Here is a 17,558-nt window from a genome sequence, read left to right as displayed (position 1 = left end):
TGCTTAATCTAATTATTAGTCAGTAGTTCTAACAGCCATTTGTTAATACGGTGCTTATTAATAGTTTCCCACCTGACTAATTTTTTAGTCTCGGTAGTGATTATTATAAAGTAGAACACCTGAAGTAATGAATGCGACTGTAAGCCCACAAATAATGGCAATCCAAATATTTTTCGGGATTACTAACATGAATAAAAGGCTAAAGACTAAAAATTCTAGTACAAAATAAACTGTTAATCTTTTCTTCGAGATCTTGGGTTTATCTTCAATTGCAGCAGTTACCCTTTGTGATAGGATTGAAAGGGAAACGACACCCAGCATAAAGCTTGCCCATAAAGGATTTTGAGCATTAACCGTGCCCCAAACATTTTTGAAAGACTCATAAATTAAAACTAGCAGAATAAAAGAATTTTCAATTAAAAATGCTGTTTTAAAATTTTTTAGTAACTGCCCTTTGAGTCTTTCATCTTCAACTTTCTTCACGCTCAAACTCCTCCTCATTTAACCAAAAAACTTCATCCAGTGTCTTATCAAGCGCATAGCAGATTCTCAAGCAAAGAATAATTGTCGGATTGTACTCTCCTTTTTCAATCAAGCTCATTGTCTGCCGGGTCACACCTGCAGCAAAAGAGAGCTCTTTTTGAGACAGACCTGCTTCAACTCTAAAGATTTTCACTTTATTTTTAAGCACCTTTTAATGACACCTTCTTAGGTAATGTATATATTGCTTAAGTAAATTATATATTACATAAAAGGCCAAGTAAAGTCCAAATCTTGGTTAACTAGCTTCAAAAAATGAAAGTTGCTTTTTCCCTTTTAAATATCGTAGGGATTGCTGAACTAGGTTCCTGTGCAGAAGTAGCAGGAAAGAGATAGCAAAACTGCTTTACGCTAGTCAGTTAACTAGTGAAAAGCAGAATGTATTTTTGCTAGTATTTTTGCAACAGGAAGTTAATTCCAGTGAACCCGATTTTAGATGCCAAATATATTTTGATTATGTTATAGTAAGATTATTTTTAAAAAATACTAATAATAAGAGGTGCTGTGATGGAATGGAATACCGAAACTTATGATCATAAACACGATTTTGTTTTCAAATATGGAGAAAAGTTATTGGATTACCTGCCAGCGCATTCAAATAAAGTATTAGATGTTGGTTGTGGGACTGGAGAACTGACTGCTCAAATTGCAGCAAAAGGTTGCGAAGTTAAGGGAATTGATCAATCTAATAATATGATCCAAAAAGCTCGTTTGAATTTTCCAAAACTGGATTTTGTGCAGGGTGATATTTTAAACATGTCCTTGGAAAAAGGTGAATTTGATACTGTGTTTTCAAACGCTGTCTTCCACTGGATTAAAGATCAGCAAAAATTGGCTGAAAAAATACAACAAGTGCTGCAACCTGGTGGCTACCTAATTTGTGAATTTGGGGCGCAAGGAAACATTAACATCATTAGTCAGGCTTTTAGCGCTGAATTGAAATTATTGGGAAAAACTTACCGCTCGCCCTTCTATTTTCCAAGTGTGTCAGCATATACGACGCTGTTAAGTCAAAATAATTTTGAGATCGTAACTGCTGATGCTTTTTCACGTCCGACTTTTTTGAAAGGTGGTTATTCTGGTTTACGCAACTGGGTTCAACAGTTTTTTGCTGCGGATTTGGCAAAACTAGATGATGCTACAATGGTGCTTGACCATTTGGAAGAACGTTTAAAATCTGATCTTTGGAAAGAGGATCATTGGGAAGCTGATTATCGTCGTATTCGTGTGGTGGCAAAAAGTGTACGCTAAGTGACTTTTGTTTTTTTTATTTGTGTTATTAAAATTTGTGTTAGTACGCAGATTTTAATAACACAGCGTATCTTTTGCAATTGGAATAAACAGCAAGGGGCTGTGACAAAATTTAACTTTTGTCACAACCCCTCTTTTATTCCGTATAAACGTGTTCCATAAGTCAAAATTCTTCGTCTGACTTTCCAATTACTCATAGCAAAGTACTCGCTATGTTCGTAATTTCGAGTTAGCACTCAAATTTTCCCGACTTATGTCACACTCTCTTTTATTGTTTTAGTAATAAAAAGCTAGTTGCTTATGGTATTTCTACCTTGTTTCAACTAGTAGGACTGCAATCTAGTTGCTTTGTTGCTTATTTTTCAAGTGTTTAATTGCTTGTTGCAACAAAATTTTTTGGACAGCATTAGGATGTTGATTTGCCGCGATCTGCAAACCATTATTAAACTCAATCATTAGATGCCACTGGTGACCTGTAACAATTTCTTTAGGTGCAGCTTCCGGTAGAAAGACACCTAATTTAACGCGCATCCCAGCATCAGTTTGAGTCAACTGATGCATCCCAATCAACTTAGTATCAATATTCAAAGATTTCAAAAATGTTTTCCCAATCATGATTAAGTCAACATTTGGGTCCGGCTTAATTGGAGCTACACTGGCATTACTTGGGCGTAAGTCTAAATAAGATGGTTCTTGGTACATTCCAAAAGTTTCAATGATTGTTTGTACACCTTTTCGATTAGCGTCAAAATAATAATGCTCAGGATGAATTATTGAGGGCAAATACAAGTTATTCTTTTTAACTAGTAATTGGTTAAACAACATAAATTGAAGTAGTGAAATATTATGGGTCTCCACTTCAACAATTCCTGCTTGTAAATTTTGATTAGCTTGTGAATTCTCAGCAATTTCGCGCCACATTTTATTACTTTTTTCAATTTCTGGTGCAAAAAGAGACAATGTTTTTGCTTTGCCAATTGCTTCTCGAGTTTCAGCCAAGGCTATTTTAGCATCAGCTAATGGTAGGTGCAAAAGTTCAGCTGTTGTTAATGGCCTTCCCTTCAGTGTAATGCTAATATTTTTTTTATTGAAGACTTTAAAAACGTGATGATAACGTTCGAGTTCAACTTCACGTATTTTAGCTGCTGTCACAATTTTTCCAGCAACTTTAAATGTAATCCTATAATTGCTCATCCTAATTTCCCTCCACTATATTTGTATTCTTAGAAAGTTACCGATTTTTCTTTTATCAGTCCTCTTTGCGTTTTAACAAACTGGACAGATAAATAAACAGTAAAGCCACTAATCCAACGAGTGATAGCACTAAGAAATTAGTCTGCATAGTTGTCACTGAACCATGAATATAAAGATTATTGGTAAACATCTCCATACTAAATCTCATAGGTGTCCAGTTATAGACCCATTGTCTAAATAATGGTGACAACATTTCAGGTGCATAACTGATTGTTCCAGCTGATAGTAGCCAAATCACAATAATTAAGGGCCAACCAGCAAAGCCCAACCAGTTTAAGACACATGTTTGGAGCAGATAGAAAATGAAGACATTGAAGACTAATAACCCTAAGAAACTTGGTACATCTGGAATTGGTAATCCAAAAACTATTGCGGAAAAGAAGTAGATGGATAGGCTAGCGATGATTGTCAGTACTCCGCCAGTCAGAATTTGGCTGTTGATTAGTGACAAACTAAATTTATGATGTTCGCTATGTTTTTTGTGTTCGCGCCATAACAACATTGAACCAATTAATGAGCTAATCCAAGCGAGCACAACAATAATCATTGGTGCCATTCCACTAATGCTTTTTTCGGGAATTTTATTTTTTATTTTCGTTTGAACTTTGACGGGATTACTAAGCGTTTGCCATTCTGAGCTGTTCATTGCGATTCCATTTTGCTGAATAGCAGTTTGTATTTTTTTAGCGATTCCTTGATTTAATCCTGCTACAAGTCTTGGGAGCGCATTTGTTAATACTTGAGCTGCTTGAGCATTCATTCCCTGATTGATAATTACTTTTATTTTTCCTGCTTGTGGCAAATTAGCCAAAGCTTTTTTTGCAAAGTCCCTTTGTGCTTTGATCTGTGGTACTTGGGCAGTTCCTTGATTTGGGATTTTATTTAATTTTTCTTGGATAATTAATCCTTTAAGATAGCTTTGCTGCAAAGAAAGTTGATTATCAAAATTTTTGTCAATTACTAATGCGGCATAATATTTTTTAGCAGCAAAACCCTTATTTAAAGCAGTGTAACTGGCAACTTGAATAAATTTAATTTGCGAATCTGAACTGCTAAACTTATTTTTGAGTTGCTTAACGATAGTTTTACTAGCCTGCTTGTCCGCTTGATTGACAAGTGCGACAGGTAACTCTTTCACTTTTATTGAATTCCTAGATGCAATTTGAGCAAAAGAAAAGAAACCTACAACTACAACCAGGACTACGGCATAAAGCCAAAAACTTTTACTTTTTAGTATTTTCCACATATTGTTCTCCTTAATCAAAATACAACAGCATGTTGTCTTATTGTGTTCTACGTTGTAGATTATACAAGGAGCAATTTAATTTTAGCGCAACATATCACTCACTTATGTTGAAAAGGGAGATTCTAAAATGGAAAATAGAAGAGAAAGAACAAAAGAAACCAAACAAACAATTGTGAATGCCTTTATTGAATTGCTAGACAGCAAAGATGCACTTCACATTAGCGTAATTGAGATCACCAAAAAAGCTCACGTTGATCGTGGGACTTTTTACCGTTACTTTGAAAATAAACAAGCTTTAGTTGAAGATTGTGAGGAAAACTTTCTTGATAAACTATATTTTGTCCATAGAAACTTGCTTTCTGAAGCCCAGAAAATGGAAAATTATTCAGATATGTCTAATTTTATCGAACAAATTTTAGCAATAATCGAAACTAATATCCAAATGGTAAATGCCCTGCTAAATAAGACGGGCAATATCTCCTTTCAAGAAAAACTACGAGAATTTTTAATGGAGCAAAATATAGTTACCTTGAAACAACTAACTAAGCATGAAATTCCAGAAAAGCAGACGACTTTGTTAGCAAATTATGCTAGTTCTGCGATTTTAGGAATTATCAAGTTTTGGAGCAGTAACTATCAGGGATACACAAGAAAAGATATCGTTTCCTTTATAAATAATGTTACTGTCAATGGGATACTTAGATTTATTAAATAAGCCAAGTTTGAGTGCTTGGCACAGTTCATCCTCTCTTATAACACTTCCCCATTCAAGCTCAGACATTAGCATTTAACAGCCGCATGGTTATCTTTACGACATTGCTGCCTAATGATTGATAAAGCTTACGGTCACCGATAATATAAAATTCTTCTTTTGCTCGAGTTACAGCCACATTCATCATATTTGGTTTAGTAACTGCCCAATTGGCCGCTCCAACACTACTATTATCAGCTCCTAAAACAAAGTAAACAACTTTAGCTTCTTTGCCTTGAAAAGTATGCACAGTTCCCACATTGATGGGCTTATTTTCCTGATTTCTTTTCACAAAACCAATCTGGTCCAGGATTTTAACTAATTGACGGGCCACATTTCTAAATGGTGTGATTACAAAAATATCATTTTCAGGTACGGACATGCCATGAGTTCTTTTTGAAATTTCGCGTTTGAGAAATTCGGCTTGTTCTTGCACAAATTTATCATTCGCGGTTCCTGGAATATTAAACCATTGGGCCTGCCCTTCTTTTTCTGATTTACCCTGGACCATTAAGTCGTGATAGGATAATTTATTTGAAATTTGAAACATTGGGTTTGATGAACGGCGATGAACCCATAACGGGATTCCGATCCAGGTGTCCGGATCCTTTTGAAAGCCGTACTGACTTGCCGCATCCACTAATGATTGCACTGAAGTAGCCGCTGAAATGAATTTTTCAGTGACTGCATAATTTTTTGCAATTAGATTTAATACATTTGAATCTAGTGTTAGCACAGGTTCAATTTGAGCAGGATCGCCAACAACTAATACTCGTTTACTGCGATAAATAGCGCCGACACTGGCTTGTGGAACAGCCTGCCCTGCTTCATCAACAAAAAGATTGGCAAGAGTATCAGTTCCGAGATGCTTGAACATGCGGTTAAAACTCGCAAAAGTGGTCCCGATAATCGGAATAGCAAAGTTAATCCAATCCCAAGCAATCTTAATCAATTTTTCTCCGTTTTCTTTGGCAAGGTATTTATTTTGATTACGCCAGATTATGACCGCTGATTGCAGGTGATTTACATTTTCATAAAGAAATTGTTTTCTAACTGCAAGAGACTGAATAAACAAATTACTTTGGGCAATTCTATATGTCCGATCAAACCAGAAATTACTCTTTTGCAGGTTAGCATACGAAGTTCCAAAGTCAATTATATTTATGTCCTGATTAACAGCGATTAGTTTTTCGATTGCTCTGATATGCTGGTTTAAGTGTTCAATTTTATTTTTCTCTTCAGCAAACCAAAGCTGATAAGTCTGTTGAGCTTGATTAATTGTCTTTTGAGCAAAAGTAAGTGCTTGCTGATTAGCAGCCATTACCTTAGCAGTATCAGCTTGTTGGTCTAAGAGTTGCTTTCTACTGTGAGTTACCTTTACAAAAGTAGCTTGCGTTTTATCCAGATTATTCAAAAATACAGTGGCTTCTACTGACTTAAACATTTTCTTGAACCAAAACAGACTTGGTTTTTGTAACTTAAGCACCTCAAAAGCGTGTTGCAATTCTATTTTTTCAGTATCAAGCTTTTTCAATTGATTATTCAGCGCCGTTGTTTTTTGTTCAAGTTCATGTTGTTCTGTTTTGAGACTTTCAATTTCAAGCTGTTTTTGATGGACCTTGGTATGTAACTGATCTTGTTTAAGCTTTTTTTCATGAATAAATTTATTTTGGAGTTTAATCTTTTTTAACTTCAACTGTGGCAGTGGTTTAATTTTTTCAAAAAAGGCCTGGGTTTTGGCACGTCTGTTTTTCAACTGACAATACTGACTTTTAAAATCAGCATATGCATTGGGCTGAGATTTAAAATCAGGCTGCTTTAAATTTTGCACCATCAGTTCTATCTTATTTAGCAAAGAATTCAGGTTCTTTGCTTTTCCGCCTTCAAGTGAAAATAGCCCCCATGTTAATTTGCCAACACGCGGTTTAACCGTTATTTTTTTAACTTTTTTGGAGGCCTGTTGTTCCCAATGTTCCTTGATCTCCGAATTTGAAAGCTGTTTGAAATAATCAACATCCATTAGTTCTGAAAGAAACTGAGAAAGCTCAATTTTTTCAATTTGTGGTAATTCAGCAACAATGTTTTGAACTGCCCCATTATTTGAACTGGCGACAATGATTGCTTTATTGGCAATTTCTGGCGGTAAAGCAGCAATTTTGTATGCATCATTATAGCGTAATGTGCCCTTTAAGGAGTGCTTGGAATAGTTACAAATTACCGCTGCTTGTTGTACAATTAGCTCCGCGAAAATTTCTTTTAAGAGAGTAGTTTTCCCTGTTCCAGGAGGACCGTTGATACTGCGCAGATCATTTTTATCATTTAAAGCTAAATTAACAGCAATTTGTTGCATAAATGCTAACGGATGATCAGGATTACTTGGGAAACGACCAAGAGGATAATTTTTAGGTTGCAAAATTTCTGTCAGAAGCTCAGGATTAAAGGCCGCTGAGTTTTTGTTACTATCCAAATTCTTGCGTTTACCCGCAAAGCCTTGAAAATAGTGATACAGATTATTTGTATTAATAGCTAGTGCCTGTTTTAGATCATCGATAAAAAATGAATGGAGATTAGCTTCTGTATTTTCAATATTTTTCACAAACGCATAGCGTGCATTGGCAAATGTAAACTGATATTTTTTGAATAGTTCTTCAAAGGTTTGATTAAAGTCACCATCTGCGAATTTTTTTGCCAGCAAATCTCTTAAACTTTCTTCTTCCTTCGAAAAATCGCTGGGTAATTTACCTTTAAGCCTAATGGCCCCGCTGATTGTTAAAAAGAATTTTTCTGACAAGAAATTCAAGTCTTTATCAAAGTAAATTGCAAATGTAAATTTTTCAGAAGATACGACTTCTTCATTAGTCGCAGCAATCTGATATTTTTGCCGTAATTTCTCTACAATTTCTTGAAAAGGAAAAATTTCGCAATAAACCGCTATTCCAGCTTTTTGAAACAATTTATCAGAAATATGCAGTTTTTCTTGCTGTTGCTGCATAAATTTAGTGAAATATGTTTTAAAATCCGGAATATTTTGTTCAAATTGGCGATATTGCGGCTCTTTTTTCTGGATACTTCCTTCAGTCAACTGTTCAATTGCGATCCATGCTCGCAGTATATTGTTTTTTTGATTAATCAATTCAGGCAGGCCACACATTCTTAAAATTTTATTTCATTATAGCATTATCAGTTCAACTTTAAAATTTCAAGGCTTTACGCAAATTGTATCTAAAACATGTTATTACCAGCAGTACACAGCATTGGTAATAGCTGAGATTTTGTGTAATTAATAAAAAGGCGAGTGGATCTGCTTTTTGGTGCACGTTTCAGCACTAGCTGTTGGGAAAGCAAGTACATCAAAAAAGAGCTGGGCCAAAAGTGAAATTTTAGTCTAGCTCTTTTACTTATTCCGGATAAACGTGTTCCATAAGTCAAAATATTTCGTCTAACCTCGAACTTTGCCGACTTATGGAACACTCTTCTTACAGTATTTTTAAATGGTGGTCTCGCTTTTCTTAATGAAGAAGTGCCAGATCACGTATGCAATGCCCCAGGTTACCAAAAAGGCAATCACTAGGCCGTAACCTAACCAACTAAAATCTATATTCTGAATCCAGGACCAGATTCTGCCTTGCGTGTGTGCCATACTCGTAATAACCTGAATTAACTCGATTGCTCCGATCAAAAACGCCGCAATCACAGAAATTGTGGTAACTGTTAAGTTATAGTATGCTTTCCTGACTGGAGTATCAAAAGCCCAAGTATAAGCCCCTGACATCATCACGGAATCAGTAGTATCCATGAGATTCATTCCAGCGGCAAATAAAATTGGCAACGCAATGATTCCAATTGTGGGCACGCCGGATTGGGCCGTACTTGCAGATAAAGCAATCAAGGCAATTTCGGTTGCGGTATCAAAACCTAAGCCAAAGAGAAAACCGATTGGATACATCTGCCATGAATGATTGATGCATTTAAAGAACGGTTTTAAAATCCTTGCTAAGAATCCACGAGCCATCAAAATTTTATTAAGCTGATCTTCATTAACTGCTCCTGCCTTCATCGCTTTTAACGAACGGTAAAGACTAATTAAAAGCAAAAAATTGAAAACAGCGATAAGAATTAAAAAGCTTCCTGAAACTAAAGATCCAATTCTGCCACCAACTGCTTCTAAAAAAGGCAGCCTTATTTTAGCCCACTTGACTGAAATGCTTACTAAAATTGCCATCAAAAAAACCACCGTAGAGTGACCTAAAGAAAAATAGAACCCGACTCCGTAAGACTGCTTATCTTGATGAACTAATTTGCGGACTGTATTATCAATTGCAGCAATATGATCTGCATCAAATGCATGCCGTAAACCTAACGAATAAGCTAACAAACCTAAACCCCAAAAACTGGAATGCTGTGCAGCTGCTGTGAACAAAAGCATAATTCCAAGCAAGTGGAGTCCTAGACTAGCAGAATAATATGGCAAAGAACCATAAATAATTTTTTTCTTCAAAATAATTAAACCCCCATTGAACTTCTTAAAAAAGTATATAAGAGTTCCGGCGATTCAACTTCAACTTATAGTATGAGCAAAAAAGCTTACCATTTGATAATACGCTTAGATACACTATTACTTACTGTGCAAAACTAAGCCAAGACCAGCCTCTTAAATTGAAGAATGCCAATAAAAAGCTCGCAACAATTTGATTGCCTACGAGCTTTTTTACCATAAATTTGCTTTTCTCACACCTAGGTCCTAGAACTTGCCCTACTATGCAGCGCAAGATTTGGGACCAGTTTGCGTACAATAACGAAAACAGCAAATCCGAGTAACCCCCCAAGTGTGTTTTGGAGCAAATCATTGATATCAAAAAGGCGACGTTCAAAATAACCAGCGGACAGCAATAATTGTGAAGTTTCGATAGTTAATGAGGTTAAAAATGAAATAGTTAACATGTTTTTAAAAGTTGCTTTATTTTCCCAGAGGAGTGCAACGAAAAGTGTCAATGGAATCAACATCACTAGGTTGCCTACAATAGTGTATTGTGAAGCTGCAGTATAGATTGTCTTGTACATCTCTAAGGGATGCCATTCAATACTATTAAAATAACCGAATCCATGAGCGGCTCGCAACATGCGCAGGTAAGTCCAAGGCGTATAAATGTTAATGCTGATAGTCAATTGAGCAAGACAGGTCAAGTAAAAGTAAAATAAACTTTTCAAGATATTGCGGGTGTTTATTTTAGGAAATGAGGTGTTTGTCCAATGAAGAAAGACGCCCAGCAGGAGAAAAGATCCCAATTTAAATGGAGTAAGCGTTAAAATAGGTAAATAAAGTTGTGAGTTAATTAGCATCATTTTCACCTTCCTCAATTATTTGTTAACTTCAGGATACGTGTAATCCGTGAATAAAGTGTTTCTAAAAGATGAATATATTTACTTTTTGTTATAAATTATTCTAAAGAGTTTTACTTTTTCTTATGAATAAGATTATTAAAATCTGCATTGACTGCCGCACTTATAAAATTACGCTTCTTTATTCTGGCAATTGTTGCCACACAAAAGGGGCTGAGCCAAAAGTGAAATTTTAACCCAGCTCCTCTACTTGTTACGGATAAACGTGTTCCATAAGTCAAAATTTTCCGTCTAACCGCGAATTACTTGTGATGTTCGTAATTTCTTGTTAGTACTCAAATTTTACCGACTTTATGTCACACTCTCTAAACAGTCGGCAACCATTGCTGACTTAAAAATTCAATTAGTTTTACGCGATTGCTTGTATTAAAGGCTTCATCGAAAATGATAACTTTAAAGTTAAATAAGACATTTTGCTGGCTTTTTATGCTAGGACACTTCAGCCATAACCGCCCTGAAGCGCTGTTTTATTTCGAGCTCGTTAGCAGCCGTTATATGAGTGAAACTGAGACGCACATGATTAGATTGCACTCCGAATAAGAAATCAGGCAATACAAGGAGTTTATGCGCTAAGAATAGATTGTAAGCAGAGCTTGGAAGCTTTTGGCGGACATTTAAATGAACCCAAATATTACTGCCCGCTGTAGGTAATTTATACGAAATTAGCTTTTGCGCAACAAGCGGTGCCAAAGCTCTGAGCAGATGTTTCTTTTGTTCCTCAAGGTTGTGCAATTGTGCTTGAACTAACTGTGAGAGTTGCACTGGTTGCAAAAGTTGTGTCGCGGCTAACTGCGAGAGCACACTAATTCCAGCTTCCATCTGCTGACGAATTTCCGCCAAACGCGCCACGATTGCTGGCGGTGCAATTAACCAACCGATGCGTGTTCCTGGTCCGGTCAGCGATGAAAGTGAACCAACATAAAGTACATTACTGGGATCTAGCTCTTTTAAGGTGGTCACCGGTTGTTGGGTGACTGCATTACTAAGTCCTAAGGGATCATCTTCCACAATTGGCAAATTTAGTTGCCGGCAGCATTCAACTAATTTTTTTCGTGCACCTAGCGGCATACTGCGTGTAGTTGGGTTTTGACCGGTCGGGTTGACAAATAAAAACCGCAGATGATGTTTATAGTAAAGCTGCTGCAGCACGTCTAATTCCAAGCCGCCGCTTTCTTTGAGTGGCACTCCAAATACGCGAATTCCAGCGGCTTGAAAAAGTGATAACTGATAAAAATATGACGGTGATTCCACCGCAATTGCATCTCCATAAGACAATAAACCTTGAGTAATCAGATAAAAAGCCTGTTGTGCACCTGATGTGACCAAAATTTGTGCCGCTGCAAGCTGTTGTTTCAAGAATGGTGTCAGCTGAGTAATCAACTGCTGCTTTAATGCAAGTGTCCCACTCACAGCATCCGTATTTTCCTGCACAATTAAATCATTGACTGTCATGGAAGGGAAAGTCAGTGCTAAGTTAGGAATGCTGATACTTGAATAGGATAAGTTGATTATGCCTGGTTGCCGTTGTAGTTGGCGCAACCGCACCGTAAAATTCTCCGGATCGCCTAGGCGGCTGGTAGTCATATATCTTTGCCAATTGACACCTTGAGTTAATACCCCCCACTTTCCAGAATTAATCCACGTACCGCTGCCTAACTTGCGGACAAGAATTCCACGACTGACTAATTCGCTGAATGCACGTTGGATCGTAGAACGGTTAATACCTAGAGCTTTTGCTAAATCACGTTCAACCGGCAGCCGGTCTCCTGGCAGCAGCTCCCCTTTTTCAATCCCCTTAGTAATCAGTTTAATTAGTTTTAGATAAACAGCTTGCGATCCCTCAGGTAATTTCCACTGCATTAGTAATCCTCCTCAAAATTAATTGGTTGGTATAAATATATTCCAATTGGTGGTTTAAGTTATGCTCACAATACCATAAGCTAGAATAAATTTTCAATTAAAATTGGAGGAGAAACACATGGTAAAGACAGGTACAACTCTCGTTAAACGCGGAATGGCGCAAATGCAAAAAGGCGGCGTAATTATGGACGTTGTCAACGTTGAACAAGCAAGAATTGCCGAGGAAGCAGGAGCAGTCGCTGTCATGGCACTCGAACGTGTCCCCTCGGATATTCGCGCCGCTGGTGGCGTTGCCCGGATGTCTGATCCAGCTATGGTTGAAGCAATTATGAAAGCCGTGACTGTGCCAGTAATGGCCAAAGCCCGCATCGGACATCTGGCGGAAGCTCGTATTTTAGAAGCAATTGGGGTTGACTATATCGATGAAAGTGAAGTCTTGACTCCTGCCGATGACACGTACCATATTAATAAAAATGAATTTCAGGTTCCATTTGTCTGTGGTTGCCGTGATTTAGGCGAGGCTTTACGCCGTATTGATGAGGGCGCAGCGATGCTCAGAACTAAAGGAGAACCCGGCACAGGTAATATTGTTGAAGCTGTGCGGCATATGGAAAAGGTCAATGAACAGATTACTCAAGTTCAAGCTGCTACACACAATCAGTTAGTAATGCTTGCACGTAATTTACAAGCTCCGTACGAACTAGTTAAGGAAGTTCACGACAACGGCAAGCTGCCAGTCATTAATTTTGCCGCAGGTGGAGTAGCAACTCCTGCTGACGCCGCATTAATGATGAACCTTGGGGCAGAAGGAATCTTCGTTGGTTCAGGAATTTTTCATTCTGAAAATCCAGCCAAGTTTGCTAAAGCCATTGTGACTGCAACGGCCCATCCTACCGACTATGCTTTAATTGCAGAGCTTTCTAAAAATCTAGGTTCACCAATGAGAGGAATTGAAATTTCCACGCTTTCTGCTGAACAAAAAATGGCTAATCGCGGAATCTAGGAGGCAAAAAGATGGTAATCGGAGTATTAGCACTACAAGGTGCAGTCAGCGAACACGTTGCGCTACTTAAACGCTGCAATGTTCAAACTAAACTGATTAAGGAACCGGCTGATTTGCAAGGGATTAAAGGCATTGTGCTTCCAGGTGGAGAAAGCACCACCATGCATAAATTATTGGTGCGTGAACGGTTGCTGGCACCATTAAAGAATTTAGTGCAGCATAATTTTCCAGTTTTTGGAACCTGTGCAGGATTGGTTTTACTAACACAACCTGAAACTTTCAACAGCTTTGACGGAGAAGTAATCCGCAACGGTTTTGGACGTCAGCGCGAAAGCTTCGAGTCCGCAATTGAAGTTGCAGGTTTCACAGACCCTTTTCCAGGTGTCTTTATTCGAGCGCCTTATCTCAAAAAGGTTGGTACAGATGTAAAAGTTTTGGCAACTTTAGCTGCAAATCGCATTGTCGCGGCTAGACAAAAGAATATTTTGGTAACCGCATTTCACCCGGAATTAACTTTAGATACCAGATTTCATGAACTATTTGTTAACCAAGTAGTACCAATGAGTAAATTTGTGGCTAATTAAGCGCTGAGTAATTCGAAGTTAGACGGAGAATTTTGACTTATGGAACACGTTTATCCGGAATAAAAGAGGGGCTGTGACAAAATTTAACTTTTGTCACAGCCCCTTGTAGTTTTTAACGGATAAATGTGCTTCAAATAGTTAGAGCGCGATGCAGTAAAAAGCAACTGTTGTTAACGTTCAACGAATTGCAAGAATCTTTGATCCCAGATGCCTTCGTAAAATGCAATGGTCTTCGCTGCGCTTAAATAGGCATTGGCAAAAGTGGCTGTACTTTTGGGCACCATTTGAATTTTATAGCCCAACCCATGTGCCATTTTAACCGTTGTATCTACACAATACTCGGTTTGTGCCCCACAGATTTCTAGACTTTTAACATGTAATTTGTCCAAAGTTATTTTCAAGTTAGTGCCATAAAAAGAATTAGCGTGGGTTTTTTGAATATAAAAATCGTTACTTTGATTATTTAATTCACTTACAAGCTTCCAAGACCAAGTTCCATTGATTAATTCCGCATCATTATGCTGGATAAAGATGACTGGTTTATGAGCCTGGTGATATAAAGCGATGCTTTGATTGATCTTTTTTAGATAGCTGGGTAAGTTGTCCAGCTGAATCGGTTCCTTACAAACACCATTTTGGAGATCGATCACTAATAGAACATCTGCTAACATTGAACTGGTTCCTCCCTTGATTCTTTTACCTTTTAAATTGTCATTATAGCGCTTTTTAACGGTTCTTTTTGATTTTGGCCTTTAATTTAGCATAAAATTGCTTTTTATTTTGTAAAAATTCAATGTGTTCTTGAATTTTGGCCTGCTCAGTATATAAGATTTGTTCCTGCTGTTCCAAAATCGCGATTCTTTCCTGAATTGTACCAGTTCCCTGTGCGCGCAACTGCGAATATTCAATAATTTTTGCAAGCGGCATTCCAGTGGCCTTGGCACGTTTAATAAATTTAATCCAGCGTAAATCGTTAGCTGTAAAGCACCGATAGTTGTTTGCATCACGCTTGGGGTTCAGGAGTCCCAACTTTTCGTAATAGCGTAAAGTTGGGATTGAAAAACCAGTCAGCTTAGAGATCGTTGATATTTTGTATGTTTTAGTCAGCCTAGGCACCTTCTTTAAAAAAATAGTCATGTGACTTGCTATAAAGTTTACTTGATAGTTTATAGTAACTTTATCATATCAAAGGAGGAATTAGTTTGAATAAATACGAAAATGGTTTAAAAATTCGCGAAGCAGTCATCGGAAAAAAAGCAAGTCAATTGGTATCAGCAAGTTTAGCTGACATTGCCCCTGTCTTGGATCAAAAAACGCTATTAGCATTTGATGAAGCCCAAAGACGAGGCGTCTTAGACTTGAAGCAAAGGGAAATGATTACAATTACTACATTATTGACACAAGGAGATACCGCAAAGCAACTTAGAATTCACATTCAAGGAGCCTTAAATGTTGGCTTAACACGTGCAGAAATAGTTGAAACTTTCATTCACTGTTTACCTTATGTTGGTTTTCCAAGAGTTTTAAATGCGATTGCTGTGGCAAAGGAAGTCTTTAATAAAAACTAAATGTATCGAAAAGTAAATGTGACAGCCATCAGATTTTCGAGGTTAATGATGAATCGTAGCATGCGATCACACGGTGCAATTTATCATTAATGTGTCCGAATCTGAGTGACTGTCACATTTTTTACCTAGTACTATTTGGTCTGTGGGCTGATTTTTCGAGAACATACGTCTAACTGTCTGCGTAATGGTGTCACGTGGCACATTATCTTCTTTATGTAGCACTTATCCCTGCCCTGTTTATTAACTTGAAAAATAACAATATACTTAAGGTAAAGGGAGGTTATTGAACAATGCTGATTTGGTCTTCGTATTGGTTGTTACCATTATTGTTTATGTTCCATGATTTTGAAGAATTAACTTTAGTTCCTAGTTGGCTTGAAAAACATAGCCCAAATATTCACGGTCGAATGCTATTTGGTGGCATTAAGCGTGCAGATATCTTGGCGCTTGGAATTTGGGAGGAATTTTGTATTTACCTGTTGTTATCTGCAACGGCCGCTTGGTTTAATTATCCTTTGTTAATTGTCGCCGCGACTATTCCATATTTGGCTCATTTAATGCTGCATTTAGTGTTTTCAATCGTCAAACGTGGCTATGTCCCTGGAGTCGCAACCGCACTGCTTGAATTGCTCCCCACAATTGCATATTTAACTGCTTTGATCAAGCTAACGCATTCTCCTGCTTGGCAATGGGTTCTTATTATTCTAATTGTAGCTGTTCTTTTTGTTGTTAATCTCGGCTGGATCCACTGGGGAATGGCTGTAATGGGACAGCGTTTAGCGCATAAGTAACAGCCACACCTTTCAATGTAAATTGAGGGCACTTAGAGTGGCTTGTAAAAAAATATTTTAGTCCCTAGGTATTTTTTTTATTAATACTTCTTATTCCTTCAGTTCATCTGAGGCTTTAAGATAGCGATCGTATCTGGCTATCTTAGCGTCAATTGCCGCCATTGATTTTTGAAGTTTTCGTGTTTGCTCTAGAATGTTTTGTTGATGCTCAACTAACATTTGCCGTCTTGTAAGAATCGTTTTAGTGTTGAACCTCATTTGAGAAAATTTCTTAATTTTACTAATGGGCATACCTGTTTGTCTGATATTTAATAAAAAAGTTAACCATTCAAGATCTTGTTGAGTGTAAATTCGATATCCCTTTGAGTCTCGTTTGATTTGGGGAATCAGCTCTTCTTTCTCGTAATAACGTAATGTGTACTTACTGAGACCAGTTAAACGACTAGTTTCAGTGATTGAATAATTCATAAAAACCTCCTTGCGTTATAGTGCACTCTAAGCTATATGATAAGTTCATCGAACAGTCGTTGAGTTTCATGACTGATTTTACTCATATTGTAGCGTTTTGCGAAAAAGAAAGGAAGATCAATTTGCATAGTAAGAAACATTTTAATTTCTTACGGCTGTTATTATACATTGCTGGTTTGAATATTTTGGCTTTAGGTACGGTGTTATTTACTTGTGGTAAATTAGGGGTCAGTGCCTTAGTATCCGTCCCCCAAGTTCTGTCACTTTTTTTACCAATTACTTTAGGTCAAGCAACTACACTAATTTTTATAGTTTTTGTTCTAATTGAGCTTTTTTTATTGCACAAAATTGAATGGCAAATCGTTTTTCAATTACTTGTGGCAATTGTATTTGGCTGGATTGTTGATTTTTATGGTTTAAGAATTGGTTTAACGAGTGTTGTTTTACCCGTTTGGTGGGAACAAATTCTAGTAACCTTATTAGCAATTGTTTTTACTTCAGTTGGAGTCTTTATGATGATTAAAGCTAATTTTATTCTGAATCCACCAGATGGTGTCGTTAATGTGATTTGCACAAAGTTAAGTGCAACGTTTGGAAGCGCGAAACTTGGTTTTGACTTAACAATGATTATTATTTCAATTTGTTTGAGCTTAATATTCAGTAGTCATATTACTGCGATTGGTAGTGGGACTCTTTTAGCTGTGTTATTAGTGGGACCACTAGTTAATTTTTGGGAATATTTTTTTGGAATTTGGAAAACAAAATTTTCAGCGAATAACTGAAAATTAATTCCGTTAGCTAGATAACTAAGACTAATAAAGGGGCTGTGACAAAAGTTAAAC

Annotated in this window: 18 protein-coding genes; 7 read left to right on the top strand and 11 right to left on the bottom strand. The window is 37.1% G+C overall.

From position 1 onward, the window contains the following. Positions 1-84: 84 nt before the first annotated feature. Positions 85-483: a hypothetical protein gene (locus FD50_RS06260; protein ID WP_054756065.1), complete on the bottom strand. Its 399-nt coding sequence runs from the start codon at positions 481-483 to the stop codon at positions 85-87. Then, positions 470-676, bottom strand: a complete 207-nt coding sequence (locus FD50_RS06255) for a helix-turn-helix transcriptional regulator (RefSeq protein WP_235803448.1) — start codon at positions 674-676, stop codon at positions 470-472. The genes FD50_RS06260 and FD50_RS06255 overlap by 14 nt, the downstream gene beginning before the upstream one ends. A 371-nt stretch (positions 677-1,047) precedes the next feature. Between FD50_RS06255 and FD50_RS06250 the strand changes: the two genes are divergently transcribed. After that, positions 1,048-1,791, top strand: coding sequence for a class I SAM-dependent methyltransferase (locus FD50_RS06250; protein ID WP_056960824.1), 744 nt, complete (start codon positions 1,048-1,050; stop codon positions 1,789-1,791). A gap of 339 nt (positions 1,792-2,130) precedes the next feature. On the opposite strand, the gene FD50_RS06245 is transcribed toward FD50_RS06250, so the two are convergent. After that, on the bottom strand, positions 2,131-2,985 hold the full coding sequence (locus tag FD50_RS06245) for a hypothetical protein (RefSeq protein ID WP_054756071.1): 855 nt from the start codon (positions 2,983-2,985) through the stop codon (positions 2,131-2,133). Positions 2,986-3,040: 55 nt separating this feature from the next. After that, positions 3,041-4,291: a YhgE/Pip domain-containing protein gene (locus FD50_RS06240; RefSeq protein WP_054756073.1), complete on the bottom strand. Its 1,251-nt coding sequence runs from the start codon at positions 4,289-4,291 to the stop codon at positions 3,041-3,043. A 127-nt stretch (positions 4,292-4,418) separates the two neighbouring features. On the opposite strand from FD50_RS06240, the gene FD50_RS06235 reads away from it, so the two are divergent. Next, on the top strand, positions 4,419-5,006 hold the full coding sequence (locus FD50_RS06235; RefSeq protein ID WP_054756075.1) for a TetR/AcrR family transcriptional regulator: 588 nt from the start codon (positions 4,419-4,421) through the stop codon (positions 5,004-5,006). A 58-nt stretch (positions 5,007-5,064) separates the two neighbouring features. On the opposite strand, the gene FD50_RS06230 is transcribed toward FD50_RS06235, so the two are convergent. From FD50_RS06230 to FD50_RS06215, 4 genes are all read right to left on the bottom strand, one after another. Next, positions 5,065-8,175: an AAA domain-containing protein gene (locus tag FD50_RS06230; protein WP_201780645.1), complete on the bottom strand. Its 3,111-nt coding sequence runs from the start codon at positions 8,173-8,175 to the stop codon at positions 5,065-5,067. 354 nt (positions 8,176-8,529) lie between these two features. Then, positions 8,530-9,540, bottom strand: coding sequence for a HoxN/HupN/NixA family nickel/cobalt transporter (locus FD50_RS06225; protein ID WP_056960823.1), 1,011 nt, complete (start codon positions 9,538-9,540; stop codon positions 8,530-8,532). A 236-nt stretch (positions 9,541-9,776) separates the two neighbouring features. Continuing rightward, positions 9,777-10,385 carry a VanZ family protein gene (locus tag FD50_RS06220; RefSeq protein ID WP_228888020.1) on the bottom strand — a complete coding sequence of 203 codons (609 nt, stop codon included), beginning with the start codon at positions 10,383-10,385 and terminating at the stop codon, positions 9,777-9,779. 486 nt (positions 10,386-10,871) lie between these two features. Next, positions 10,872-12,302, bottom strand: a complete 1,431-nt coding sequence (locus FD50_RS06215) for an aminotransferase-like domain-containing protein (RefSeq protein ID WP_056960822.1) — start codon at positions 12,300-12,302, stop codon at positions 10,872-10,874. Between the two features lie 118 nt (positions 12,303-12,420). Between FD50_RS06215 and pdxS the strand changes: the two genes are divergently transcribed. Together pdxS and pdxT are read left to right on the top strand one after the other, a co-directional pair. Continuing rightward, a complete protein-coding gene (pdxS, locus tag FD50_RS06210) occupies positions 12,421-13,305 on the top strand; it encodes a pyridoxal 5'-phosphate synthase lyase subunit PdxS (protein ID WP_056960821.1) in 885 nt (294 codons plus the stop codon). 11 nt (positions 13,306-13,316) lie between these two features. After that, a complete protein-coding gene (gene pdxT / locus FD50_RS06205) occupies positions 13,317-13,889 on the top strand; it encodes a pyridoxal 5'-phosphate synthase glutaminase subunit PdxT (RefSeq protein ID WP_054756079.1) in 573 nt (190 codons plus the stop codon). A 170-nt stretch (positions 13,890-14,059) separates the two neighbouring features. Here pdxT and FD50_RS06200 read toward each other — a convergent pair whose 3' ends face one another. Beyond that, positions 14,060-14,560 carry a cysteine hydrolase family protein gene (locus FD50_RS06200; protein ID WP_056960820.1) on the bottom strand — a complete coding sequence of 167 codons (501 nt, stop codon included), beginning with the start codon at positions 14,558-14,560 and terminating at the stop codon, positions 14,060-14,062. A 55-nt stretch (positions 14,561-14,615) separates the two neighbouring features. Further along, the gene (locus FD50_RS06195) at positions 14,616-14,996 is read right to left on the bottom strand and encodes a MerR family transcriptional regulator (protein WP_056960857.1); all 381 of its coding nucleotides are present in this window, start codon (positions 14,994-14,996) and stop codon (positions 14,616-14,618) included. A 95-nt stretch (positions 14,997-15,091) separates the two neighbouring features. Between FD50_RS06195 and FD50_RS06190 the strand changes: the two genes are divergently transcribed. Then, positions 15,092-15,457, top strand: a complete 366-nt coding sequence (locus tag FD50_RS06190; protein ID WP_054756082.1) for a carboxymuconolactone decarboxylase family protein — start codon at positions 15,092-15,094, stop codon at positions 15,455-15,457. A gap of 290 nt (positions 15,458-15,747) precedes the next feature. Then, positions 15,748-16,248: an HXXEE domain-containing protein gene (locus FD50_RS06185; RefSeq protein ID WP_056960819.1), complete on the top strand. Its 501-nt coding sequence runs from the start codon at positions 15,748-15,750 to the stop codon at positions 16,246-16,248. 90 nt (positions 16,249-16,338) lie between these two features. Here the strand turns inward: FD50_RS06185 and FD50_RS06180 are convergent, their stop codons facing one another. Then, positions 16,339-16,716 carry a MerR family transcriptional regulator gene (locus tag FD50_RS06180; RefSeq protein ID WP_056960818.1) on the bottom strand — a complete coding sequence of 126 codons (378 nt, stop codon included), beginning with the start codon at positions 16,714-16,716 and terminating at the stop codon, positions 16,339-16,341. Between the two features lie 122 nt (positions 16,717-16,838). Between FD50_RS06180 and FD50_RS06175 the strand changes: the two genes are divergently transcribed. After that, entirely contained in the window at positions 16,839-17,498 is a 660-nt protein-coding gene (locus FD50_RS06175; protein WP_056960817.1) for a YczE/YyaS/YitT family protein, read from the top strand. Positions 17,499-17,558: the final 60 nt, after the last annotated feature.

Source organism: Liquorilactobacillus satsumensis DSM 16230 = JCM 12392 (assembly GCF_001435195.1).
In the GTDB taxonomy this organism is placed as follows: Bacteria; Bacillota; Bacilli; order Lactobacillales; family Lactobacillaceae; genus Liquorilactobacillus; species Liquorilactobacillus satsumensis.
The sequence above is the reverse complement of the archived record's forward strand: the minus strand, read 5'-3'. Positions and strand labels throughout refer to the sequence as shown.